Origin of the sequence: Kutzneria chonburiensis, from assembly GCF_028622115.1 — a bacterium.
GTDB lineage: Bacteria > Actinomycetota > Actinomycetes > Mycobacteriales > Pseudonocardiaceae > Kutzneria > Kutzneria chonburiensis.
This window is the reverse complement of the sequence record NZ_CP097263.1, coordinates 3293661-3318066: the sequence shown is the minus strand read 5'-3', so window position 1 is coordinate 3318066 and position 24406 is coordinate 3293661. Positions and strand designations below refer to the sequence as shown.

General features: G+C 70.7%; 18 protein-coding genes. 8 read left to right on the top strand and 10 right to left on the bottom strand.

The annotated features are described in order from the left end of the window. Positions 1–45: 45 nt before the first annotated feature. Positions 46–3756, top strand: a complete 3711-nt coding sequence (locus tag M3Q35_RS14870) for an nSTAND1 domain-containing NTPase (RefSeq protein ID WP_337960583.1) — start codon at positions 46–48, stop codon at positions 3754–3756. Here the strand turns inward: M3Q35_RS14870 and M3Q35_RS14865 are convergent, their stop codons facing one another. The 5 genes from M3Q35_RS14865 to M3Q35_RS14845 all read right to left on the bottom strand — a co-directional run bounded on the left by M3Q35_RS14865 (position 3757) and on the right by M3Q35_RS14845 (position 11219). Continuing rightward, positions 3757–4149 (bottom strand): hypothetical protein, encoded by a 393-nt coding sequence (locus M3Q35_RS14865; RefSeq protein WP_273942341.1) that lies wholly within the window; start codon positions 4147–4149, stop codon positions 3757–3759. It abuts the gene before it with no gap. Between the two features lie 167 nt (positions 4150–4316). Beyond that, complete coding sequence (locus tag M3Q35_RS14860) at positions 4317–5192, bottom strand: GlxA family transcriptional regulator (RefSeq protein WP_273942340.1); 876 nt, start codon at positions 5190–5192, stop codon at positions 4317–4319. Between the two features lie 137 nt (positions 5193–5329). Next, a complete protein-coding gene (locus M3Q35_RS14855; RefSeq protein WP_273942339.1) occupies positions 5330–6901 on the bottom strand; it encodes a tannase/feruloyl esterase family alpha/beta hydrolase in 1572 nt (523 codons plus the stop codon). A gap of 104 nt (positions 6902–7005) precedes the next feature. After that, positions 7006–9657 (bottom strand): ATP-binding protein, encoded by a 2652-nt coding sequence (locus M3Q35_RS14850; RefSeq protein WP_273942338.1) that lies wholly within the window; start codon positions 9655–9657, stop codon positions 7006–7008. Between the two features lie 113 nt (positions 9658–9770). Continuing rightward, a complete protein-coding gene (locus M3Q35_RS14845) occupies positions 9771–11219 on the bottom strand; it encodes an aldehyde dehydrogenase (protein WP_273942337.1) in 1449 nt (482 codons plus the stop codon). A gap of 108 nt (positions 11220–11327) precedes the next feature. Here M3Q35_RS14845 and M3Q35_RS14840 point away from each other — a divergent pair, with 108 nt between their 5' ends. Then, positions 11328–11867 (top strand): TetR/AcrR family transcriptional regulator, encoded by a 540-nt coding sequence (locus M3Q35_RS14840; RefSeq protein WP_273942336.1) that lies wholly within the window; start codon positions 11328–11330, stop codon positions 11865–11867. Here M3Q35_RS14840 and M3Q35_RS14835 read toward each other — a convergent pair. Then, positions 11847–12734, bottom strand: a complete 888-nt coding sequence (locus M3Q35_RS14835; RefSeq protein WP_273942335.1) for a hypothetical protein — start codon at positions 12732–12734, stop codon at positions 11847–11849. The genes M3Q35_RS14840 and M3Q35_RS14835 overlap by 21 nt on opposite strands. Positions 12735–12903: 169 nt before the next feature. Here M3Q35_RS14835 and M3Q35_RS14830 point away from each other — a divergent pair, with 169 nt between their 5' ends. From M3Q35_RS14830 to M3Q35_RS14815, 4 genes are all read left to right on the top strand, one after another. Beyond that, positions 12904–15729 carry a GH92 family glycosyl hydrolase gene (locus M3Q35_RS14830; protein ID WP_273942334.1) on the top strand — a complete coding sequence of 942 codons (2826 nt, stop codon included), beginning with the start codon at positions 12904–12906 and terminating at the stop codon, positions 15727–15729. Between the two features lie 148 nt (positions 15730–15877). Next, on the top strand, positions 15878–16255 hold the full coding sequence (locus tag M3Q35_RS14825) for a nuclear transport factor 2 family protein (RefSeq protein WP_273942333.1): 378 nt from the start codon (positions 15878–15880) through the stop codon (positions 16253–16255). 26 nt (positions 16256–16281) lie between these two features. Beyond that, positions 16282–17091, top strand: a complete 810-nt coding sequence (locus M3Q35_RS14820) for an enoyl-CoA hydratase/isomerase family protein (protein ID WP_273942332.1) — start codon at positions 16282–16284, stop codon at positions 17089–17091. A 41-nt stretch (positions 17092–17132) separates the two neighbouring features. Further along, positions 17133–17990 (top strand): alpha/beta fold hydrolase, encoded by an 858-nt coding sequence (locus tag M3Q35_RS14815; protein ID WP_273942331.1) that lies wholly within the window; start codon positions 17133–17135, stop codon positions 17988–17990. Here M3Q35_RS14815 and M3Q35_RS14810 read toward each other — a convergent pair. Next, on the bottom strand, positions 17984–18943 hold the full coding sequence (locus M3Q35_RS14810; protein WP_273942330.1) for a GlxA family transcriptional regulator: 960 nt from the start codon (positions 18941–18943) through the stop codon (positions 17984–17986). The two genes, M3Q35_RS14815 and M3Q35_RS14810, sit on opposite strands and share 7 nt — an antisense overlap. 110 nt (positions 18944–19053) lie before the next feature. On the opposite strand from M3Q35_RS14810, the gene M3Q35_RS14805 reads away from it, so the two are divergent. Next, positions 19054–19530, top strand: a complete 477-nt coding sequence (locus M3Q35_RS14805; protein ID WP_273942329.1) for a cupin domain-containing protein — start codon at positions 19054–19056, stop codon at positions 19528–19530. A 113-nt stretch (positions 19531–19643) separates the two neighbouring features. Continuing rightward, positions 19644–22298: a WD40/YVTN/BNR-like repeat-containing protein gene (locus M3Q35_RS14800; RefSeq protein WP_273942327.1), complete on the top strand. Its 2655-nt coding sequence runs from the start codon at positions 19644–19646 to the stop codon at positions 22296–22298. A gap of 54 nt (positions 22299–22352) precedes the next feature. Here M3Q35_RS14800 and M3Q35_RS14795 read toward each other — a convergent pair whose 3' ends face one another. The 3 genes from M3Q35_RS14795 to M3Q35_RS14785 all read right to left on the bottom strand — a co-directional run bounded on the left by M3Q35_RS14795 (position 22353) and on the right by M3Q35_RS14785 (position 24192). Continuing rightward, positions 22353–22928, bottom strand: a complete 576-nt coding sequence (locus tag M3Q35_RS14795) for a hypothetical protein (RefSeq protein ID WP_273942326.1) — start codon at positions 22926–22928, stop codon at positions 22353–22355. A 5-nt stretch (positions 22929–22933) separates the two neighbouring features. Then, the gene (locus tag M3Q35_RS14790) at positions 22934–23464 is read right to left on the bottom strand and encodes an RNA polymerase sigma factor (protein WP_273942325.1); all 531 of its coding nucleotides are present in this window, start codon (positions 23462–23464) and stop codon (positions 22934–22936) included. Positions 23465–23637: 173 nt separating this feature from the next. Continuing rightward, positions 23638–24192, bottom strand: a complete 555-nt coding sequence (locus M3Q35_RS14785; RefSeq protein WP_273942324.1) for an ester cyclase — start codon at positions 24190–24192, stop codon at positions 23638–23640. Between the last annotated feature and the right edge of the window lie 214 nt (positions 24193–24406).

The following is a 24406-nucleotide window of genomic DNA, read 5'->3' as shown; positions in this document are numbered from 1 at the left end:
GAAGAGTGATCGGCGTCCGCTAGCCTGGGCCCGCGGACACCGAGCATGGTGGCAGCGCCGGGGGCACCGCGGCTACGAATGTGCGGTTGCCTCTTCATGGGGGGAGACAGGGAAACCGTGGTTGACCAGGGCTTTCGCAACGATGTTGCCGCGCCTCCGTTCGGTCGGGAGCTGCGACGCGTCCGCACCGGCCGGGGCTTGTCGCTGACGCAACTGGCGGAGCTCACGCACTACAGCAAGGGCTACCTGAGCAAGATCGAGAACGGCGCCAAGCCGGCCTCGCCGGACCTCGCCGGCCGCCTCGACGACGCCCTTGACGCCGGCGGGCACCTCGTCCGGCTGCTCGCCGCCGAGCAGCGCCCGGCCCGCACGGACGTCTGCCCGTACCGAGGGCTGGCCGCCTTCGACGAGGCCGACGCGCGGTGGTTCTTCGGACGTGAGGAAACCGCGCAGGAGATCCTCGGCCGGGCCGCCGGCGCGCTGCGCAACGGCAAGCCGGCGATCTTGGTCGGGCCCTCCGGCGTCGGCAAGTCCTCGCTCGTGCACGCGGCGCTGCTGCCGGCGCTGGCCCAGGACGCCCTGCCCGGCTCGGCCGGCTGGCCGGTGTTGACGATGACGCCGACCGACGACCCCGGCGCCGAACTGGCCCGGCAGGCCGAGAAGGTGCCCAGGACTGGCGCCGAGCGGATCGTGCTGGTCGTCGACCAGTTCGAGGAGCTGTTCACGCTCTGCGGCGACGAAGCCGTACGAGCGGCGTTCGTCAGCGTGCTGACCGGGATCGCGGCCACCGGCCGGGCGCTGGTCGTGCTGGCGATGCGCGCGGACTTCTACGACCGCTGCCTGAACCACCCCGAGCTGCTCGACGCGCTGCGCCACAACCAGGTCACTGTCGGCCCGATGACCGGGGCGCAGCTGCGGGCCGCGATCTCCCGGCCGGCCGAGCTGGCCGGGCTGACGCTGGAGCCGGGCCTGGTCGACGTGCTGTTGGCCGAGGTCGGGCCGAACGCGCTGCCGCTCCTTTCGCACGCCCTGCTGGCGACGTGGCAGGAACGCGAGGAGACGACCCTCACCGTGGCCGGTTACCGCCGGACCGGCGGCATCGGCAACGCAGTGGCCGAGACAGCGGAACGGGCGTACGCCGCGCTGCCACCGCAGACCCGGGACGCGGCCCGCGCGCTGCTGCTGCACCTGGTCCGCGTCGGTGAGCAGGAGCAGGACTCCCGGCGACTCGGGGACCGCGCGGCGCTGCACCGCCAGCTGCCTGACCCGGATCACGTGGAGAGCGCCGTGGCGTCGCTGGCCGCAGCGCGCCTGCTCACCGTCGACGCCGACACCGTGACGATCGCGCACGAGGCCCTGTTGCAGGCGTGGCCGCGACTGCACGACTGGATCGAGTCGGACCGCTCTGGCCTGCGGCTGCACCAGCAGCTGCGGGAAGCGGCGGAGACCTGGGACCGTGAACAGCGCCATGCCAGCCTGCTCTACCGAGGCCCGCGGCTGGACCTGGTGTCGGACTGGGCCAGCGGGCATCGCGGCCGGCTCGGCGAGGTGGAGCAGGACTTCCTGGACGCCGCCATCGCCCAGCGCGACGCCACCGTGCTCGCCGCCCGGCGTCGGACCCGGCGACTGCGGCGGCTGGTAGCCGGGCTCACGGTGATGAGCCTGGTCGCGGTGAGCGCCACGGTCGTCGCCGTCGTCCAGAACAACACCGCGACCCACCAGCGTGACCTCGCGATCTCCCGTGCCGTCGCCACGCAGGCCGACGGCCTGCGCTCGACCGACCCGGCGCTGGCCACGCGGCTGAGCCTGGCCGCCTACCGGGTCGCGGACACCCCGGAAGCCCGCAGCGCCGTGCTTGCCTCCTCCGGCTCGACCCCGGTCCGGCAGCTGGCCGCGCAGCCCAACTCGGTCACCCGGGTGGTCGTGACACCGGACGGCCGCACGGTCGTCACGTCGGGCGAGGACGGCTCGACCCGGATCTGGTCGGTCACTGCCGCCGACGCCCTTGACCCGGTGGCCACGATTCCCGGCCCGACCCAGGTCACGGCCATCGCACTGGCCGGCACCCTGCTGGTGACCTCCGGCGAGAAGGGCCAGACCCAGTTGCGGCGGCTGGGGCCGAACCCGGCGCCGGTCGGCGTGCTCCCGGACGGGCCGCCGGTCGAGTCCGCCGCGTTGACCGACGACGGGAAACTGCTGGCCCTCGGCCACGCCGACGGCACGATCGCCTTGTGGGACACCACCGATCCGGCCAAGCCCACCGCGCTCGGCACGCTGACCGGCCACACCGACAAGGTGGTGACGCTGGCCTTCGCGCCGCACACACGGGTGTTGCTCAGCGGCAGCAAGGACTTCACCGCCCGGCTCTGGGACCTCACCGGCCCGAACCGCACCGGGGTCGTTCTCGGCAGCCATTCCGCCGCCGTCATGTCGATCGCGTTCGCCGCCGACGGGCGGGCCGTCATCGGCAGCGACGACAAGACCATCGACTTCTGGTCGGTCACCGATCCGGCCCACCCGGTGCGTACGGGTCAGCTCGCGAAGAACACCCTCACCGTCCACCACCTGACGTTCAGCCCCGACGGGCGGACGATCGCCGCGGTCGGCGACGACCAGACCGTGCGCATTTGGGACGCCGACGACGCCACGTCCATCACCACCCTGCACGTGCCGGCGCCGGCCCGCGGCGCGGCGTTCGCCGACGGCGGGCGGCTGCTCGTCACCGGTGACGACGTCGGCATGGTGTGGTTGTGGCGGATGCCCCCGCCGACGTTCTCCCGTGCCGCCGGCATCGATTCGCTTGCGTACCAACCACATGGCGGCGCGCTGGTGATCGGCGAGGAGGACGGCTCGGTCGAGGTGCGCAACGGTGACACGTTCACCCGACTGCCCGCCGGCGCCGGACCGGTCGACGGGGCCGCCTTCAGCCCCGACGGCACCCTGCTCGCCACCGGCGGACAGGACGGGGTCGTCCGGCTGTGGAGCATGACCGGCCCGACCCCGCTGGCCACGTTCAGCCCCGGCGACAAATCGATCGAGACGCTCGCGTTCGACCCGTCCGGGAAGACGTTGGCGGCCGGCGGCGACAGCCGGGTGATCACCCTCTGGTCCGTCGCCGACCCCCGCAGCCCGACGCAGCTGTCCAAGCTCACCAGACACGAGAACACCTTGCGGGGTCTCGCTTTCTCGCCCGACGGGCGCACGCTCGCCAGCGGCAGTGACGACTACACCGCCCAGCTGTGGGACGTCCACGATCCGCGTAAGCCCGGCCACGGCATGAAACTTCCGTGGCAGGCCAACGCAATCAACACTGTCGCCTACTCGCCGGACGGGCGGACCCTGGCCATCGGCGGCGACGACCACACCGTCCGGCTGTGGGACGTCACCGGTGCGCAGCCCGTCGCCCTCGCCGTGCTCACCCAGGCCGGCACCGTACAGGCGGTCCAGTTCAGCCCCGACGGCCACCTGCTCGCCACCGCCGCCGACGACGGCACCGCCCGCCTGTGGGACCTCGCCGACCTCCACGCCCCCGCGCCGCTGGCCACGTTCACCGGCCACACCGCCTTCACGCGAGGACTCGCCTTCACCCCCGACGGCGCGCAGCTCGCCACCGGCAGTGTGGACCAATCAGTCCAGTTCTGGCAGACCGACCCCGCCGCCGCGGCCACCCTGCTCTGCAAGCTGTCCGGGCCGACCCTGTCGCAGCAGGAATGGGACCAGTACGTGAACGGAGCCCCGTACCGGCCCCTGTGCTGATTACTGGTGCCAGCCGACCGTGATGTCCGCGTGGCTGCCGTCGTAGAAGTGCACGGACGTGGAGACCGTGTCACCGGGGTGCACGAGCGCGCCGCAATCGTAGGTGCCGTGATAGGGCACGTACTCCTTGTACGTCTGGCAGGTCCCGCAGATGCTGCCGACTGCGGGGCACACGATGCCGCTGATGGTCGCCTGTCCGCTGCCGTTGCTGACGCTGAAGTCGACCCACACGGTGCCGCCGCCCGCCGTGCCGACGCCGCTGCTGCACCAGTTGGCACCGTTGCACGTGTTGACCCGCGAGCCCGCCGGCGCGGCGGACGCGACCGCGCCGGTCGTCGCCGTCAGTGCCACGGCCAGCATCCCGGCGGTGACGACCTTCTTCATGCTGATCATGAGCCCCCCAAGGCAGGTGTGATTGCTGCCAACACTTTCGCCACTCCTGCCGGGTGTCGCAAGCCATTCCAGCACCGTCGAAAAGGTGGACGCCGATCGGTTCCGGTGTCGTCGGCGTTCCGGCGACGGCCGCGTCGACACCGGCCAGTGCTCGCGGTGATCCCGGATCACCGCGTCCGCGAGCCGACGCGGGCGATGCGGCGGTAGTCGGTCGCGGTCGTGCCGACGTACTTCTCGAAGTTGCGGCGCAATGTCTCCGGGGAGCCGAAACCGACCATGCCGGCGATGTCGGACACCAGGAGGTCCGTCGACTCCAGCATGGTCCGGACCCGGGCCACGCGCTCCCGGTTGACCCAGTCGAACACGCTGGTTCCGACGGCCTGGCGGAATTTGCGGGCCAGGCCGCGCTCGCTGATGTAGGCGTGGGCGGCGACGCGGGACAGGGTGAGCGGCTCGTGGAGGTGATCGCGTAGCCAGGCCTTGAGCGACGCCAGATCCAGCTGGGTGGCGTCCTCCCAGGACGGGACGTCCAAACCGGACAGGATCCGGCCGACGGCGTCGGCCCGCGTGGCGCCGATGTCCATGGCCAGCAGGTGCAGCGTCACTTGCGCGGCGGCCAAGCCGCCGGGCGAGGTGTGCACGCTGCCGGCGGTGACGTGGGCAGTCCCGGTTTCCAACCGGGACAGGCGGAACTGCTCGCGGAGGCGCTGCGCGTGCATCCAGTGTGTGGTGGCCCGACGACCGTCGAGCAGGCCGGCGTGGCCGAGCAGGAAGACGCCGGTGCCGAACGCCACCAGGCGTGCCTTCCGCGCATGGGCAGCGCGCAGCGCCGCCAGCAGGGGAGGGCACGTCAGGGAATCGTCGATGGTAGGAATCACAACGGTGTCGGCGGTCGCGGGGACTTCCCGGCACAGGACGACGTCGTAGCGATCCGGCGCGTTGACGGCGGCCAGCACACGATCGCCGAACACCTGCTGCACGATGGCGATCTCCAGCGGCGAAGCGCCGGCCGGCGCGACCACGGCCACGGTGCGCGTGACCATCGGGCACCTCCGTTCCGGGGAGTTGGACGCCGGAACGGTACTTGACCCGAGAGTAGCTCCACATCCGGCGCGTGACTGAACGCCGGTACGTCATGCGACCGCCGGGCCGCGCCGGGGTGCGGCGCGGCCCGTACGGGTCAGACGCAGCGGTAGCTGCTGGCGGCCGCGGGGTCGCCGTGACCGAGATAGCGCGAGACCTTGGGGTAACGGCAGAGGTCGCGCGTGACCGTGCCGGCCGGGTTGGCGGCGGGCAGGGTGGCCGGGGCCTTGTCGTGCTCGACCCAGTCGACGACTGCCTTGAGCGGATCGGTCGGCGTGGCGCCGGCGCCGCCGACGCAGTGGAAGCCGCCGGGCACGACGAACACCCGGTAGAAGTTGTCGACCCGTTGCGTGCCACCGAAAAGCCGGTCCACCTGACGGCGGTAGTCGAACAGGCCGTTGGTCGGGATCAGCTGGTCGGCGGTGCCGACGGTGGTCAGCAGCTTGCCGCCGGCGGCCCGGAACCGGGACAGGTCGGGGTCGGCGGTGCCGATCACGCCGTCGTACTGGGCCACGGACTGCCGGAACAGGGCGGCGAACCGGTCGTAGGTGATCTTGGAGACGTCGAGGGAGGTCTGGTGCAGCAGGAAGGTCTGCACCCAGCCGGTGGCGACGATGAAGCCGGGCGCGCTCAGGGACCCGTCGGGATTGGACATGGTGCCGGCGATGCCGGCGAAGCTCGCGCCCTTGGGCAGGCCACCCCAGAGGTGCCGGCCGCGCTCGTCGGTGGGACCGTCCCAGATCTTGCCGACGACCTCGGCGTCCCGCGCCGAGATGGTGATCTGCTTGCCGTCACAGACAATCTGCTGGCCGATCAGCGAACGCGGGTCGAAGTCGCACTGCGCGGGCTGGTCGATGAGACCGTCGGCGCTGGCGCACTGGGCCACGGCCGCCCGGGTGAAGGCGTCGGTTTCGCAGGGCGCCAGGATGTCGTGTTCCTGGTTCATCACCACGGCCGGCCACAGGGTGGCGACGGCGAACTGCGCCCAGTGCACGGCCGGTGCGCTGGCCTGGATGCCGTCGAAGTCGTCGGGAAAGCGCTGTGCCTCGGCGTAACCCTCACGGCCGCCGGTGGAACAGCCGTTCCAGTACGCGTACGAGGCGGCGCGGCCGTAGAACTGTGCGGTTACGTCCTTGCCGACCACGGCGAGGTCATGCGCGGAGCGGTAGGCGAAGTTGGTGAGCAGCCCCTGGTTCACGTGGCCGTCGGCGGTCAGGCCCCAACTGGTGTCGAGGGGATTGCCGGACAGGCCGGCGTCGGTGGTGCCCGCGGCGTAGCCGTCCTTCACCGCCTGCACGAGGCCGTTGCCGATGAAATCGCCGGCGGCGTAAGCACTTCCGCCGACCGCCTGGAACCGGCCGGTCCAACCCGTGTCGGGCAGGTCGATCGTCGTGTGCACGTGGTCGCCCGCACCCGGGTGGCTCACCGTGACGGTGAACTCGCAGTAGGACGGCACGCCGCTGATCGGCGGCGTCGGCCCGAGAACGGTGTCCGGGAACGTCACCGTGCCACCGGGTTTGTGCACGGCCGCGACGGACTCGACCGTGGTGCCGGCCGGGGTCGCGACCGGCAGGCCGGCGCACGTGCCGGTGCTCGCCGCGGCCACCGGCAGCGGCACCAGCACCGCGAGCGGCACCAGCGCAGCAATCACGCCTATTCTTCGTTTCATGGTAGGAAACGTAAGCGCTGCGCTACGGAAAACCGCGGCCACGCCACGCATCCGGCCACAGTCGGGCCGAAACCGGTGAGCTCATCACGGTCGACGTACACCGCCTACGTCATCTGACGCATGACGTCTCGCAGCTCGCCCCGAGAGGTGATGCCCAGCTTGGGGAACAACCGGTGCAGATGCGTGCCCACGGTCCGGTGGGACAGGCGCAGGTGCGCGCCGATCTCCCGGTTGGTCAGGCCCTGACCGGCGAGTCGGGCGATGGTCAGCTCCTGCGGCGTGAGGTCGGCGACGCAGTCGGAAGGCTGCGCAGCACCGCTCTCCCCGGTGGCGCGCAGCTCACGGCGGGCACGCTCGGCCCAGCGCGTGACGCCGAGCGCGTCGAAGGTCTCACGGGCGGCACGAAGTTGCGGACGGGAGTCGGCGATGCGCCGCTGCCGGCGCAGCCACTCGCCGTAGGCGAGCTGCACGCGACCCCGTTCCAACGGCCACGCGCACAGGTCGGCGTCGAGCGCGGCCCGGTACAGCTTTTCCGCCTCATGGTCCGGGGCCATCACGGCACGCGCGTAGCGAAGTCCAATGTGGAGCGCGGGCGATGGGGAAGTCGCGGCGTGCATCTCCAGCTCCGGCAACAGCTTCTCGACCGTGCCCAGTTCGTCGCAGTGGGCGGCGGCTTCGACCAGCTCGGCCATGGCGTACCAGCGCAACGCCATCTGGTGGCACGGATCGGACGGGTCGTGTAGTCGCATCAGGTGCAGGAAGGCATCGGTGTAGCGGTGTTCGCCGAGCGCGGCGATGCCCCGCGCCAGCTGCACGGTGGCCAGCACCGGCCGGGCCCCGGCGGTGAGGCCGATCCGTTCCGCCGCACAGGCGAGCTCGTCACAGGAATTCCCTTGCAGGGCGGCAATTTCCGCCTGTACGGCCAACACAAGGCCGGGCACGAAGGACACCGTGTTGTCTTCGATCAGACGCGAGGCCTCATCGGCGGCGCGCTGCGCGGTCACCAGATCACCGAGGCGCGCGCAACTCCACGCCTGCGTGCACAGCGCCGACACGACGAACGGCAGGCAACCGCGTGCGCGCAGCGCGGGCAGGGCAGCGCCGGCGAACCGCGCCGACAGGTCGAACGCGCCGGCATGCAGTGCGGCGTCGGCGAGAAAGCGGTCCACCAGCGAGTCGCGCCGCATCCGGTGGGTCTGCCCGTGCAGGCCGGTCAGCACGGATTCGCCGCGTTCGAACGGAACGACGTGGGCGTTGATCGCCACGACTCGGGGATCGCACGGGTCGATCGGCAGCCGATCGGCCGCCTCGATGATCCGGCGACGCTCGTGCGGGTCGGGGTCGAGCCAGAAGCAGCGGGTGGCGGTGCTCCACAGCACCCACAGCGCGGCCCCGGGCCGGCCGTCCTCGACGTACAGCCCGGTTGCCAGGTCGACCAGCTCACCGATGGCGATCCGGCCACCATGACCGCCCTCGTCGAACGTCGTCGGCATCCACGTGACCAGCGCCCGCTGTCGCTGGTCGAGGTCAAGGCTCGACGCCTCGGCGAGCAGCTTGTCGACGAGATCCGGCCGGTACGCCTCGACCGCGAAGCCCGCGGCCCGGAGGAACCGGAAGGCCCGCTGATCGGGGCACGCGCTCAGCTGCGCCGCCCGTTCGAGGCACGACACCGCCAGTTCGTTGCCGCCGCGCCGCCACGCCCGGTCGGCGCTTTCCTCCAGCTCGGCGGCGATGACGTCGTCCGGTTCGGTGGTGGCGGCGGCCCGATGCCAGATCTGGCGGTCCCGTTCGTGGCCGAGCACCTCGGCCAGCGCCCGCTGCGCCGCGTGTCGTTCACACGGATCGGTGTGCTTGATGATCGCCGACCGGATCAGCGGATGCCGGAACTCCACGGTATTCGTGGTCACGATGATCAGCCCGGCGGCGACCGCCGGGCTCAACGCGGCCAGCTCCGCCTTGGCCGCGTTGAGCGTCTCGGCCAGCACGTTGGTGTCGTTGACCGCCGCGATGACCAGACACTTGCGGGTGTCATGAGGCAAGGCGTGCAGGCGAGCGCCGAAGCTGTGCTCCAGGCTCGTCGCCGGCAGCTCGCCGTGGCACAGTTCCCGTAGCGCCAACGGATTGCCGCCGGCTGCGGCGAGCACGCGGGCCCGATCGGCCAGCGACAGGTTCGGTGCGACGGCGTCAACCAGAGTCGCCGCGCCGCCGGGGGACAGCGGGCCCGGCCGTAACGTCGGCAGGCCCGCAGTGTCCATTCGGGACGGTTCGTCGTCGCGAAACGCCGCCACTAGCACGATCGGCTCGGATTCCAATCGGCGCGCGACGAAAGCGAGCACCTCTTGGCTGTTGAGATCGAGCCACTGGAGGTCGTCCACGACCAACAGCAGCGGCCGCGCCGAGGCGGCCTGCGCCAGCAGGTTGAGCACGGCCATGCCGACCAGATAGATCTCCGGCCTCGGACCGTCGGCCAGGCCCAGCGCGGTGCGCAGCGCTTCCCGCTGGGTCGAGGCCAGGCCGTGGATCTCGTCGCGGAGCGGAAACAGCAGCTGGTGCAGGCCCGAGTAGGGCAGGTGGTGCTCGGCTTCGACGCCGGTCGCCGTCAACGTGCGCAGATCGGGCGCTTCGATGGTCGCCAGCAGCGCCGACTTGCCGATGCCCGCCTCGCCTCTGACCAGCAGTGCCCCGCCGCGATCGCGAATGCCGTCGACCAGCTCGGCGATCCGCGCCCGTTCCGTCTCACGCTCCAGCAGCGGCATGTCTCACCCCCTGAACAATCGGAGGGTAGCTGCGACACCGGGCAGGGGCGGCCGGAAACACCGCCGCCTGCCGCTTCCCGGGAAGACTTTCCTGCCTGTCGAGTCGGTCGCCGTCACGCCGGCAGGGTCACGGTCTTGTACTCGGTATAGGTGCCGATGCCGACCGAGCCGTACTCGCGACCGAGGCCGCTGGCCTTGAAACCGCCGAACGGGCCGTCGAAACCGACCGTGGCGCCGTTGATGGTGACGGTGCCGGTGCGCATCCGACCGGCGACGTCCAGCGCGTGCCGCGGGTCGGCCGACCACACGCCGCCGGACAGGCCGTACTCGGAGTCGTTGGCGATGCGGACGGCGTCGTCCTCGTCGTCGTAGGGGATGACGACCAGCACGGGGCCGAAGATCTCCTCCTGGGCGATGCGCATGCCGTTGTCGACGTCGGCGAACAGGGTCGGAGTGACGTAGTAGCCGCCCTCCAGCCCCGGCGGGACGTGCGGGCCGCCGGTGACCAGCCGGGCGCCTTCCTCGATGCCGGTACGCACGTAGTCCAGTACGCGCTCCTGCTGGTCGCGGCGGACCATCGGGCCGATGAAGGTCGCGTCCTCGGACGGGTCGCCGACGTGCAGGCCCTCCATCATCTCCTTCAGACCGTCGACCACCTCGTCGTAGCGGCTGCGCGGGGCCAGGATGCGGGTCTGCGCGATGCAGGACTCGCCGTTGTTGAGCAGCGAGCCGAACTTCAGGCCGTTGATCACCGCGGGCAGGTCGGCGTCGGGCAGGATGATCGCGGCGGACTTGCCGCCCAGCTCCAGGCTGACCCGCTTGAGCTGCTCGCCGGCCAGCGAGGCGATGCGGCGGCCGGCGCGGGTCGACCCGGTGAACGAGATCTTGTCCACGTCGGGGTGCTTGACCAGGTATTCGCTGGTCTCGCGGTCGGCCGGCAGCACGCTGACCACGCCGTCGGGCAGGCCGGCGTCGGCCAGCAGCCGGGCCAGCAGGTTCATGCTCAGCGTGTTCTCGGGGGAGACCTTGAGCACGACGGTGTTGCCGGCGATCAGGGCCGGGATGACCTTCGCCAGGGCCGCGGAGAACGGCGAGTTCCAGGGGATGATCGCGGCGACGACGCCGATCGCCTCGCGGCGCACGATCGAGCGGAACGGGGAGCTCGGGTCGGACGGCTCCAGGGGCCGCGACCAGTCGAACTGCTCGGCGGCGGCCAGGTAGGCGTTGGCCTGCCGGCTCAGTCCCGGCTGGCCGGCCTTGGTGAACCAGAGCGCGGAGCCGTTCTCGGCCGAGATCAGCGCGGCGATCTCGTCGGCGTGCTCTTCCCGCAGCTTGGCCAGTCGGCGCAGCACTGCGATGCGCTCGGCCGGGGCGAGGTGCGGCCACGGCCCCTGGTCGAAGGCCTGACGGGCGGCGGCGACGGCCCGGTCGACGTCCGCGGGCAGCGCCTGCACGGCGCGGCCGAGGACCGACTGGTCGTGCGGGGACACGATGTCGAGCCGGGCGGCGCTGCTGGGGGTGGCCCAGGTGCCGCCGATGAAGAGCTGGTCGTAGGTGATCACGTCTGCCTCCTCGGATCTGTCACATCAATGTAGCACTTACTGAGGATTATGCCACTGTAGTGAGGCAGAGCACGGTCGTAAGGTCTCAGTCCGTGTACCTTCAGTGCCGTGAGGACTGACGCCGCGCGCAATCTCGAACTCGTGCTGACCACGGCGGCGCGCATGCTCGCCGCCGATCCCGGCACCACCGTCGCGATGATCGCGGCCGAGGCCGACGTGGACCGCCGGACCGTCTACCGCCGGTTCGCCGGGCGCGAGGAGCTGCTGGCGGCGGTGTATCAGGCCCGCCTGGCGGCCATCGAGCAGGCCGTCGAGGTCGCGCGGCTGCCCGAGGCGTCGGTGGTGGTGGCGCTGCACCGGTACGTCGAGGAGATCATCGGCGTGAACCGCAAATGGCCCGTGGACCTGGGGCGGTGGAAGGCCGATCCCGGGGCCCGCGAGCGCCGCGATCGTGTGGTCGCCGACGTGGACGCGTTCCTGCGGCGGGCCGTCGACGAGGGCGTGCTCCGATCCGGCCTGCCCGAGGGCTGGCTGGGCGCGGTGCTCGGGCAGCTGCTGGCCCTGGGCGGCCGGGAGTTGTCCGAACTCAGCGCCGCGCAGGCGGCTGACGTGGTCGTCGAGACCTTCCTACGCGGAGCCGGCGCGTAGCGGCCACTCCCACTGGATGCCCAGCACCCCGGCGGTCATGTCGGCCGCCGTGAGGTGCACGGCGTTGTGGTTGGTCAGGCGGAGATCGGTGAGCCGGTGGCTCTCGGTGTACAGGTCGGCCCTGAGGTAGCCGTTGACGTGGCTGGGCAGTGCCGTGGGGTGGAAACGGACCTCCAGCAGGTAGTTGCCCTCCATCCGGCGGAAGCCGTGGGCGAAGTCCGACCGGGCCTGGGCGGTCGGGTCGGCCAGCTCGACCTCGAAGATCCACGTGTCCCCGGCCCGCAGCGGCTGGCCGAACAGCAGCTCGGCGACCATCACGCGACCGGTGTGGTGCCGCAGGATCCGGCCGGTGTGGCAGTTGCGCGTCGGGCGGACGGTGACCCGGTCGACGTCGCCCGTGGCGGCGGCGAAGTACCGCACCACCAACCGATCCACGCCGTCCTTGCGCGCGCGGACGAGGCTGCGGACGGTGACGAGCGAGGGACAGCGGTGCTCGTCGACCGTGACGATGTGCTCGGTGGTCAGCGTGTCCAGGTCCCACGCGCGCGAACCGGGCAGCTGGTCCAGCAGCTCGCTGATCGGTCCGGTGGACTCGTCCACGCCCTGCCGGGGCAGGAACGGGGTGGTCGGGCGGCCGGCCAGCAGGCCGGTGAGGGTGCGGTCGGGCAGGCCGAGGATCTCCTCCAGCGCGCCGATCGCCCGCAGCGAGTTGGCCTGCTGCGGCCAGGCCCGACCGTGCTGCCAGTCGCTGAGGCTGGCGATGCCGACCCGGATGCCCCGCTCGGCCAGCCGGGCGCGCAACCGCTGCAACGGCAGTCCCCGCTGCCGGATCGCGTCGCGCAGCACCACGTGGAACGGTCCGGACATCTGACCCCTCGCCGAATTCGGGCCAGCCTAACGTCAATCGGCTGAACAGGCCCAGACCACTTTCGGCCGGGGCGAAATTTCGGCTCTGTCCGATCGCCGGGGCGATGCCGATGCTCGATGCCGTCAACGTTGTCAGCCGGCCGCCGCCCGAGCGTCTCGAGGAGATGCCATGGACCTAGCCCGATCCCGACGCCTGAGGTGGTCGATCTCGCTGGCGGTCGGCGTCGCACTCGCCGCCGCCGGTGTCGCCGCGCCGGCCGCGTCCGCGGCGGTCGCCGACCCGGCCGCCGCCGTCAACACCCTCGTCGGCACCAGCAACAGCGGCGAGACCTTCCCCGGCGCCGACAGCCCGTACGGCATGGTGCAGTGGAGCCCGGAGAACACCAGGGGCGACCAGACCCGGACGCCGCAGCCCGGCGGCTACGACTACAACGTGACCCGGGTGCGCGGCTTCAGCCTCACCCACATGTCCGGCACCGGCTGCGCGGGCGGCTCCGGCGACGTGCCGATCCTGCCGTTCCCGGGAGCGGTGTCCACGTCCCCGAGCTCGGACAAGACCGACGCCACCTACGCCAGCGGTTTCGCCCACGCCAACGAGACCGGCACCGCCGGCTACTACCGGGTCGGCCTCGACTCCGGCGTGAACGTGGAACTTTCGGCCACCACGCACAGCGGCGCCGGCCGCTTCACCTACCCCAGCGGGAAAACCGCGTCGCTGCTGGTCCGCACGTCGAACTCGGAGGTCGGCAGCAGCGCCGCCCAGACCACGATCGACGCGGGCAACCAGGCCATCAGCGGCTCGGTCACGAGCGGGAACTTCTGTGGGTACATCAACACCGTCGATCGGCGCAGCTACTACACGCTGTACTTCTACGCCGCGTTCGACAAACCGTTCAGCGCCACCGGAACCTGGCAGGACGGCACCCGCACGGCCGGCGGCACCAGCGCCAGCGGCGGCACCACGTACGGCACGAACGGCTGGCCGGTCGCCGGCAAGGGCTCCGGCGGCTACGTCACGTTCGACCTCAGCCAGGGGCAGACCGTGGGCATGCGGGTCGGCATCTCGTACGTCAGTCTGGCCAACGCCAAGGCCAACCTCGACACCGAGAACCCCGCCGGCACCTCCTTCGACACCGTGCGACAACGCGCCCACGACGCCTGGAACGCGGAGCTGAACCGGATCGAGATCACCGGCGGCAGTGCGGCCCAGCAGGCGACCTTCTACACCGCGCTCTACCACTCCCTGTTGCACCCCAACGTGTTCAGCGACGTCAACGGTCAGTACCCCGGAATGGACCAAAAGGTCCATACGGTCGGCGGCACCCAGCACGCGCAGTACGCCAACTTCTCCGGCTGGGACGTGTATCGGGACCAGCTCCAGCTGGTGACCCTGCTGCGGCCCGACGTCGGCGCGGACATCGCCCAGTCGCTGTACAACCAGGCCAACCAGAACAACGGCGTCTGGGACCGCTGGACCCACAACCAGGGCGGCACCCACGTGATGACCGGCGACCCCGCGCATGCCGCCGTGTCCAGCATCTACGCCTTCGGCGGCACCTCCTTCGACGCCGCCGGGGCGCTGACCTCCATGGTGCACGCCGCCACCACCGTGACCGCCGCCGATCAGAGCGACGACGGCTGGAACGTCATGGTCGTCGGCGAGCGGCCGTCGCTGGACAAGTACCTGTCGATCGGTTACGTCCCGTCGGACGGGCACGCCTGGGGCGGCGCGGGGGAGACCCTTGAGGACGTCTCCGCCGACTTCGGCATTTCCCAGCTGGCGCAACGACTCGGCAACGCGAGCGTCGGCAGCCAGTTCCTGAATCGGGCCCAGAACTGGAAGAACGTCTTCAACCCGGCCACCGGCTACATCCAGCAGCGCGACTCCGCGGGGACCTGGCAGTCCTTCGACCCGGCCAGCGACGACGGGTTCGCCGAGGGCACCGCCGCCCAGTACACGTGGATGGTTCCCTTCAACGCCAAGGGTTTGTTCACCAAGATGGGCGGCACAGCGTCGGCCGTCGGCCGTCTCGACGGGTTCTTCCACAACGCCGACGGCAGCTGGGCACTGTCCAGTTCGGACGGCAAGCATTCGGATCTGAGCAACGAGCCGTCGATCGGGACGCCGTGGCTGTACGACTTCGCCGGGCAGCCGTACAAGACCCAGCAGACCGTGCGTCAGGTCGTCAACACCTTGTGGTCCAACGGTCCCGGCGGCATTCCCGGCCAGGACGACCTCGGGGCCATGTCTTCGTGGTACGTCTTCGCCGCCATGGGCTTGTATCCGCTGGCCCCCGGCCGGGCCGACCTGTTGCTGGCCAGTCCGTTGTTCAGCCAGGTCGTCGTGCACCGTGGCAACGGCGTCACCCTCACCCTCAACGCCACCGGGTCCGGCACCAACGCCCCGTACATCCAGAGCCTGCGGCTCAACGGTGTCACCTCGACCAAGCCTTGGCTGCCCGAATCCGTGATCAGCAGCGGCGGCACCGTCGACATGACGTTGGGCATCACTGCCAACACCTCGTGGGGCAGCGCGGCCGCCGACGCCCCGCCGTCCTTCGACACCGCCGCGACCGCGACCGATGTGGCGTTGAACAAACCGGCCACTTCGGACTCTTCCTGCAACAGCAACGAGGGTCCCGCCAAGGCCGTCAACGGCAGCGTGTCCGGTGGCACCAGCGACAAGTGGTGTTCGACCGGCAGCAGCAAGTGGTGGCAGGTCGACCTCGGCGGCGCCACTCCCGTCCGGACCATCACCCTCCAGCACGCCGGTGCCGGCGGCGAGAGCGCCAGTTGGAACACCCGTGACTACGACATCCAGGCGTCTTCCGACGGCACTTCCTGGACGACCATCGTTCAGCAGCGGGGCAACACCGCCGGCGTCACCACCCATGCCGTGAACCTGACCGCCCGGTATCTCAAGCTCACCGTGCTGACCCCCGAGCAGGGGACCGGCGGCGCCGCCCGCATCTACGAATTCGAGGTCTACAGCTGACCAGGGTGTGACCTCGGACGGGCCGGCGACCCCCGCGCCGGCCCGTCCGTTGGCGTGTTTCCAGCGGTAATTGACTTTTCCGGCGTTGGCAGGGCGACACCGTCCCCGGAGATGCTGTTTCGGCCGCCCCCGGAAAGGAAAGTCGTCCATGTCGCCAGCGGACAACACCGCAACCGTGCTCGCCTTCTACAGACAGGCGTTCAACGACGGTGAACCCGAGTTGGCCGCCGCCCACCTCGGCGCGACCTACACCCAGCACAACCCACAGGCCCCCGACGGCGCCGACGGTTTCATCGCCTACGTGCACCAGATGCGGGGCCGTTTCCCGGAACTGCGCCTGGACATCAGGCGCGCCATCGCCGAGCAGGACCTGGTGGTCACCCACAGCAACATGCATCTGCAGCCGGGCGACCGCGGCCTGGCCGTGGCCGACATCTGGCGCCTGGCCGACGGCAAGATCGTCGAACACTGGGACGTCATGCAGCCCGTGCCGGACGAGAGCGCCAACGACAACACGATGTTCTGACGCCCCATGAGAAACAGGACCAACCCATGTCCGTGACCAGCACCGTCCGGGCCGAGCAGGTCGGCCCGGCCTACTGGCGGGTGACCTTCGACAATCCGCCCGTCAACCTCTATGACCCCGACGTCGAGTCCGACCTGGTCGACGTGCTCGATCGGCTCGAAGCGGACCGCGACGTCAAGGTCGTGGTCTTCGACAGCGCCCACCCCGACTTCTTCCTGGCCCATCTCGATCTGGGCCGGATCGGCGAGCACGGGCCCGGCATGCCGACCTGGTTCGACATCGTCGAACGGTTGCAGGATGCCCGCTACATCACCGTCGGCTCCGTGCGCGGACGGGCCCGTGGCATCGGCAACGAGTTCCTCACCGCGCTCGATGTGCGTTTCGCCAGCCGTGAGCACGCGGTGCTGGGCCAGCTCGAGATCGGCAACGGGATCATTCCCGGCTGCGGCGGCATCGAACGGCTCGGACAGCTGATCGGCCGGGCCCGTGCGCTGGAGGTCGTCGCGTCGGGCGAGGACTACGACGCGGACACGGCCGAACGGTACGGCTGGGTCAACCGCGCCGTGCCCGACGCCGAACTCGACGCCGTCGTCGACCGGTTCGCGCGGCGCATCGCCTTCTTCGACGCCGAGGCGTTGCGCGCGGTCAAGGAGATCCTCGGCCACGAGATCCCCACGCCCAGCGCCGAAAGCCTGGCCGCAACGCACGAGCGGTTCATCCAGCTGTTCACCCGGGACTTCGTGCAGGAGCGGCTCGGGCGGGCCGGGGCGCTGCCGCCCGAGGCCGTGCTCGACCTGGAACTGAACATGGGCGACCGGATCGGCCCGCGCCGATGACCGCTGCCACGTCCATCCCACCGTCCGAAAAGGACAGCACCGTGCCCGTCCACAGCCAGCTCACCGCGCCCAACCTCCACGTCGAGGCGGCCGACGGCGTCACCTACCGCTACCGCCGCTTCGGCGTGGCCAACGAGAGCGACGTGCCGCTGCTCTGCCTGGTCCACTTCCGGGCAACACTCGACAACTGGGACCCCGACCTCGTCGACAACTTCGTCACCGAGCGGGAGGTGATCCTGGTCGACCTCGCCGGCGTCGGCGGCTCGACCGGCGTCACGCCCAACACGGTCGACGAGATGGCCCACAACGTGTTGGCCTTCCTCGACGCGCTGGGCGTGCGACGGTTCGATCTGCTGGGCTTCTCGCTGGGCGGCTTCATCGCCCAGGAGGTGGCGCTGCTGCGGCCGTGGCAGCTCCGCCGTCTGGTGCTGGCCGGCACCGCGCCGCGAGGCGGGCGGGACATCCACCAGTACACGGCGGGTGCCATTCGCGACACGGCCCTGGCCGACGACGCCACGGCTCAAGGGTTGCTCGTCCTGTTCTTCGAGAAGTCGGCCTCCAGCCAGGCATTGGGCGTGGAGTTCCTCAAGCGGCTGGCGCTGCGCACCGCTGAGCGGGACGCCCCGGCCACGCTCGCCGTCCGCGACGCGCAGCTGACCGCCATCGCCGGCTGGGGCGTACGGGACGACACACGGTTGCAGCGGCTGGCGTCGATCGAGCACCCGGTGCTGGTGGCCAACGGCGACAACGACGAGATGGTGCCGACCAAGAACACCTATCTGCTGGCCGAGCACCTGCCGAACGCCCGGCTGAGCATCTACCCGGACGCCGGCCACGGATTCCTGTTCCAGTACCCCGTGGAGTTCGCCGCTGAGGTGAACGCGTTCCTCGGTCACTGACCGGCGGCCGGCTCGACGGCCCGGAAGGTCCGCCGGTAGGCCAGCGGGGACACGCCGAACTCGGCACTCATGTGCTGGCGAAGGGAGGCGGCGGTGGCGAAGCCGATCTCGGTGGCGATCCGCTCCACCGGCAGATCGCTCGCCTCCAGCAGGTGCCGCGCCCGGTTCAGACGCTGGCCGATCAGCCACTGTCGAGGCGTCATACCGGTTTCGTCCCGGAAACGACGGACGAAGGTGCGCGTGCTCATATGGGCGTGCTGGGCCAGCCGTTGCAGGGTGAGCGGTTGCCCGAGGTGGTGCAGCGCCCACTGCCGGGTCGGCGAGGTCGACATGCCGCCGTCGTCCGGCACCGGACGCTCGATGTACTGGGCCTGGCCGCCGTCACGGAAGGGCGGCACCACACAGCGCCGGGCCGCCCGGTTGGCCAGATCGGTGCCGTGGTCGGTACGGATCAGGTGCAGGCAGAGGTCCACTCCGGACGCCGCGCCGGCCGACGTCAGCAGGTCGCCGTCGTCGACGAAAAGGACCCCTTCGTCCAGTTCGACGTGCGGATACCAGCGGCGGAACAGCGGCGCGCACTCCCAGTGCGTGGTCGCCGGCCGTCCGTCGAGCAGGCCGGCCGCGGCCAGCACGAAGCCACCGGTGCAGATGGAGGCGATACGGCTGCCGGGCTTGCGCCGCTCCAGCACGGCGGCGATGCCCGGCGGCGGCTCGCGGGTCAGCCGATACGGGTCGACCGGGGCCACGATCGTGGTGTCGGCGGTGGCGATGATCTCGCAACCGTGGTGCGGGGTCACCGAGAAACCGGCGTTGGTCTCGATGGGGCGGCCGTCGGGCGAGCAGACCACGACGTCGTACCGGTCGTCGGCGGCGCCGAGGATGCGTGCCGGGATGCCCAGTTCGAAGGGATAGACGCCGTCGAGCGCGAGGACGGCGACCTGATGGCGGCCCATGGCGCGATTTTATCGGCCATACGAATTGTGGCAGCGCATCGACGGTCGACCGGCGCCGAATTCGTGCCCGGCGGGTCACCGATGCCACTACGAAGGGAAAGCGACAGACCATGACCGACACCTCACGAGCCGTCACCGTGGTGACCGACCCCGACACCCAGGCCGCGGTGAACTTCCTCGGCGCCGTCGTGCGGGCCCGGATCGGTGCGGAGGACACCGCCGGCCGGTTCGCGGTGCTGGAACACGCCGGCGAGCGTGGCTACATGTCCCCGCTGCACCTGCACGAGGCCGACGAGGAGACCTTCCTCGTGCTCGACGGCGAGCTGCGGGTAGAGGTGGGATCGGAGGCCCACGCGGTCGGCGCTGGGGGATTGGCTCTGCTGCCACGGGGTCTGCCGCACGGCTTCGTCGTCGTGTCCGGCTCGGCGCGTTTCCTCACCCTGCACACGCCGGCCGGATTTGATCGTTTCGTCGCCGAGGTCGGCACGCCGCTGAACGTTCCGGCCGACGTCCCCGCGCCGGCCGAACTCACGCGGATCGCCGCCCGGCACGGCATCCAGATCGTGGGGCCACCCCTGCTGCCGTGACCGGTGGCAGATGTCGATGTGCGCAGGTCAGCGGGGAGGTGTGACACAAACGGCCAGGCCGGCGCTGTAGCACGTGAGATGAGCACATCGTCGTGCCCATATCGGAGGGGTCAATGGCCTTGTCACGACAACGGCGCCGCGGCATTCGCCTGCTGGCAGCCGGCGCGGTGTCCCTGCTCGTCGTCTCCATGGGCGTGGCCCACGCGCAGACGCCGACCACGTCCACGACTCAGCACGAGGCCGGGGAGGACTCCGGCGAGCTGATGGACTCCTTCAACTCGTTCGACGACCAGCGGCTCTCACCGACCGCGAGCGTGCTGCCCGGTGCCTACGGGGCCGCGTGGAACCACGTGCTGGGCATGCCGGTTGCCAAGGCGACGTACGGCGAGGTGACGACCCAACCGTTCAATTCGGACTCTTTGCACTTCCGCGACCACGTCGAGTCCAACTCCGGCGGCGGCGCGGGCTACTCGGCCGGCCGCATTGCTGCCCTGGCCACCGATCCGACGCATGCCGGCGTGGTCTACGCCGGTGCCGCGGACGGCGGCGTCTTCCGGTCCGGCGATGACGGCGCGACCTGGACGCCGATTGCCGACGGCCTGCCCGCATTGTCGGTCGGCTCCCTCGCGGTCGCCGCGGACGGCGCGCTGTGGCTGGGCACCGGCGAAGCGACCACGGCGTTCGAGAACTACCTCGGCACGGGCGTCTACCGACTGGCCAATCCGGCCAGCGGCACGTTCTCACCGAGCGACCGGGTCGGCGGCGTCGAGTTGGAGAGCACGTCGATCCACGAGCTCCGCTTCGACCACGAGGCAGGTAACGTCTTTGCCGTTACTTCGCGGGGCGTGTTCCGCCGGCCGGTCTCCGTGACGCAAAGCACGGCGTGGCAACGAGTTCTCGCGCCGTGCGCCGGAGTCGGCATCAGCGGGGTGACGTGCGGCACGAGCTCGTACTTCGCGGACATCGCCAACGACCTCGTCATCCAGCCCGGCAGCCACGGTCTCAAGCTCGTCGCCAACGTGGCGTGGCGCGGCGGCGCCACCTACAACGGCTTCTACTACTCGGCCGACGGCGGCACCACGTGGCAGCTCGCCAATCCGCAGGGCGCGATCAACCCGCACGAGATCGGCAACGCCACGTTCGCCTACTCCGCGGACGGATCGCAGCTGTACGTCGTGATGGAGTCGCCGACGCTGTTGAACAAGAGCCCGGGCGGGCAGAGCGGCTACAGCGTGCTGGCCGGCGTCTTCGCCAGCGGCAGCGGTGACATCAACGGCCCCTACGCCCAGGTCGCGACGTCCAGTGCGCTGGCCAACAGCGGGTCCGCGATGAAGAAGACCGAGATCGGCGCCGGCTACCAGCCCGGCACGCAGGCCTGGTACGACCAGTCGCTGGCCGTCGACCCGGCCAACCCGCAGCACGTCTACCTCGGCCTGGAGGAGCTGTACGAGTCGTGGAACGGCGGGGCCACCTGGCGGACCGTCGGCCGCTACTGGAACCTCGGCCTGAACTGCTTCAGCTACTCACCGGCGCAGAACACCTGTGACGGCAACGTGATGCACTCCGACCAACATGCGCTGGCGTTCTCCGCCTGGCCCGGCCGCGCCCCCGAGGTGTACGTCGGCAACGACGGCGGCGCGTACGCCCGGCCGACCAGCCAGACCGTCGGCTGGCGCAACCTCAACGCCAGCGGCACGCTGCGCACCCTCCAGTTCTACTCGGTCGGCGTCGGCACGCTGGCCTCCGGCGGCGTCGCGGTGTGGGGCGGCTTGCAGGACAACGGGGTCGCACTGTCCACTCCGACCGGTGCGAAGTACACGTACACCTATCCCGGCACGAACACGCCGGTCACCGAGAACCTGAACCCCGCCGGCGAGATGTCCGAGCCGTTCGGCGGTGACGGCGGCGACCAGCTGGTCAATCCGAACAACGGCTGCCAGACCGTCGGCGAGTACACCAACCTCGCCATGTCGTTGACCAACAACTGCGGCTACACGGCCAACGACGACGGCACCCCGGCCGCCATCACCGACATCAGCCCGAACGACCCGAACGCCCGGTTCATCGCGCCGTTCGCGGCCGACTCGGCCGATGCCGGCTACTGGGTGGCCGGCGGCGAATTCGCCTACGCCGACACGAAGACGTGGCAGAGCACCTCCGGGGCCGACTGGCAGAAGCTGGCCGATTCCGGCGCCGGGCACTCGATCACCGCGATCGCCAGCCGCAACCACGTGGTCTGGGCGGCCTGGTGCGGCGACTGCAACCCCGGCGCGGCCTTCGGCCGCGGCATCATGACCAACTACGGCGGCAGCTGGCACCAGCTCAGTCTGCCGGCGGACTTCCCGGTGCGCTACGTCTCCGGCGTGACCATCGACCCGGCCGACCCGACCGGCGGGACCGTCTACGCGACGGTGTCGGGCTTCTCCCGCCACTGGAACGAGGGCCCCGGCGCCGGCTACGGGCACATCTGGAAGACCACCAACGGCGGCGCGACCTGGACCGACGTCACCGGCGGCGACACCGCCTCCGACGCCTTCCCCGACGCCCCGGCCAACCAGCTGCGGATCGCGCCGGACGGCACCTTGGTCGTCGCCTCCGACCTCGGCGTGTTCGTGGACAACCCCAAGATCGACGGCCTCGGGCACTGGTCACGGCTCGGCACCAACCTGCCGGTGTCCGCGGCGGTCTATCTCACGCCGAGCCCCGACGGCCGGCAGCTGTACGTCGCGACCCACGGGCGCGGCATCTGGCGAACCACGATGCCGTAGCCGGCGCAGGTCGATCGGGCTGGCATGTCGGCGCGGCATGCCAGCCCGATCCCGTCACCGAGTCGGGCTCGGCGCGTGGTAGACGCCCAGGCCGGCGATGTCGCCACGAAGACACGACGGCACTTCGCCCTTCGCCGGCCGGCCGCCGGACATCATGACGGCGATCTTTCCGTCCGCATCGGACAGCGCGGTGATCACGGCGTAGTCCCCGGGCGGCACCGTCGTCGTGTCGAGGGTGAGCCCGGCCGCCCCGTTGTTGTCGCCGAGGGCCGTCTCGGGAGCGGATTCGTCCACCGTGTACGACTTGGTGTTGGCGCAGTCCGGCGCGTACGGCATGACCCGGATCGGGATGCCGCGCCGCCGCAGTTCCGCGTTGGTCTGATCGGCGGCCGCGATCTCCTTGAGCGTCACCGTGACCGTCCCGTTCGGATGCTCGGTCACCGCATAGGCCGGTGTGCCGCCGAGCATACCGGTGGCGAGCCCGACGGCGCCGGTCCCGACGACGGCGAGCGCCGCGGCCGCCACCAGCGGGCGCCGCCGCTGCGGCGGGCGGATGTGGTTGCCAGCGGCCAGTTCCTGGCCGTGCTGCTGCATGAGGTCCTGCCAAAGCGTGTCTTCGAAGCTGCTCATCGGGTTCAACTCCCATTCTCCGTGCGAAGGCGGGCACGCGCCCGGAACAGTCGGATCCGCAGCGCCCCGGCGGTCACGCCGATCACCACGGCGGCTTCCTTGACCGGCAGCCCCGCCAGGTCGACCAGCTCCACTGCCTCGCGGTCGGCGGCGCGCAGGGCGGCCAGCCGCTCGAACGCCTCGCGTCCGGGCTGCTCGGCGTCGATCCGGCGGACGAGGTCCGCCGTCTCGTCGGTCGCCAGCGGCCGGTGTCCGGTCAGCCGCCGCACCACGTCGTGGTCGCGGCGGAAGTCCTCGCAGTGCCCGGCGAACACCCGCCGGGCGATGCCGAACAGCCAGGCCCGCGGCGTCCCCCGGCGCGGGTCGAAGGTGGCGAACGAGGTGATGGCGGCGACGAAGGTGTCCGAGGTCAGGTCGGCGACGATCTGCGGCTCGGTCGCCCGCCGGGCGAAGTAGGCCGTGATCGCGGCGAAGTTCGCCCGGTAGATCCGTTCGAACTCGGTGGCCGGTGGCGCGGCCCGCTGTCGGTCGGTCATCTGGTGGCTCACACTCATGGTTGCCGACTTCGCCCCGATCCGTTACATCGCCCGCCCCCAGCCCGCCGGTCAAGCCGGTGAACTTCGGAACGGACCATTCCTCAACTCGGAGTTTGGGAATGGTCCGTTCACAGCGCCTTCACCGGCGATTCCGTCGGGGACTGGTGGGATACTCACAGATGGACAGCGGGGGTGTCGGTGAGGCGCGGGTCGGGCTCGCCGCCGGACATGGCCAGGGCGCCGGCCACGACGCGGCCCAGCGTGAGCAGGTCGGCGGGATTGCGCTTGTCCAGCCCGGCGACGAGCTGCTTGAGGATGGTCAGCTGGTCGAAGTAGATGCGCTCGGTGACCAGCTTCTCGTCGGCGTCGAAGAGGAAGTACGCGGTCATCCGGGTGCGGTGCGGCGAGCCGGTCGGCGGGATCCGGCCGAGCGGGCCGCGGTGCGTGCCGGTGAGCCAGAACTCGACGATCACGGCGTCGTGCGCGTGCCGGAGCGCGATGATCTCGTGGTTCTGGTCGGGGAAGGCCACGCGGGTGTCGTGGTAGTAGCCGCGGACCTCGGTGTCGCCGTCGTGCACGGTCATCTGGGCGATCAGCTCGTAGTGCGGGTGCGGGAACGTGGCCAGGGTGGCGTCCCAGTCCTGCTCGACCTCGTCGTGGAAGTGGTCCAGCACGAGCTTCTCGCGGGCGCGCAGCACGTCCTCGGGCGGCAGGGCGAAGCGGGACATCGGCGGCACTCCCTTTTATCCACGGTGTGGGTATGCGCTGGCCACGGTATACCCACACCGTGGATTTACTCAAGGTTGTCCGGCATCATGGGGACATGACCACCAGCACCGGACGTCGGGGCCGGCCGCCGAGGGCGAGAGCCAGCTGTCCCGCGCCGCCATCGTCACGGCGACCCTGCGGGTCATCGACGAGAGCGGGGTCGGCGCGGTCAGC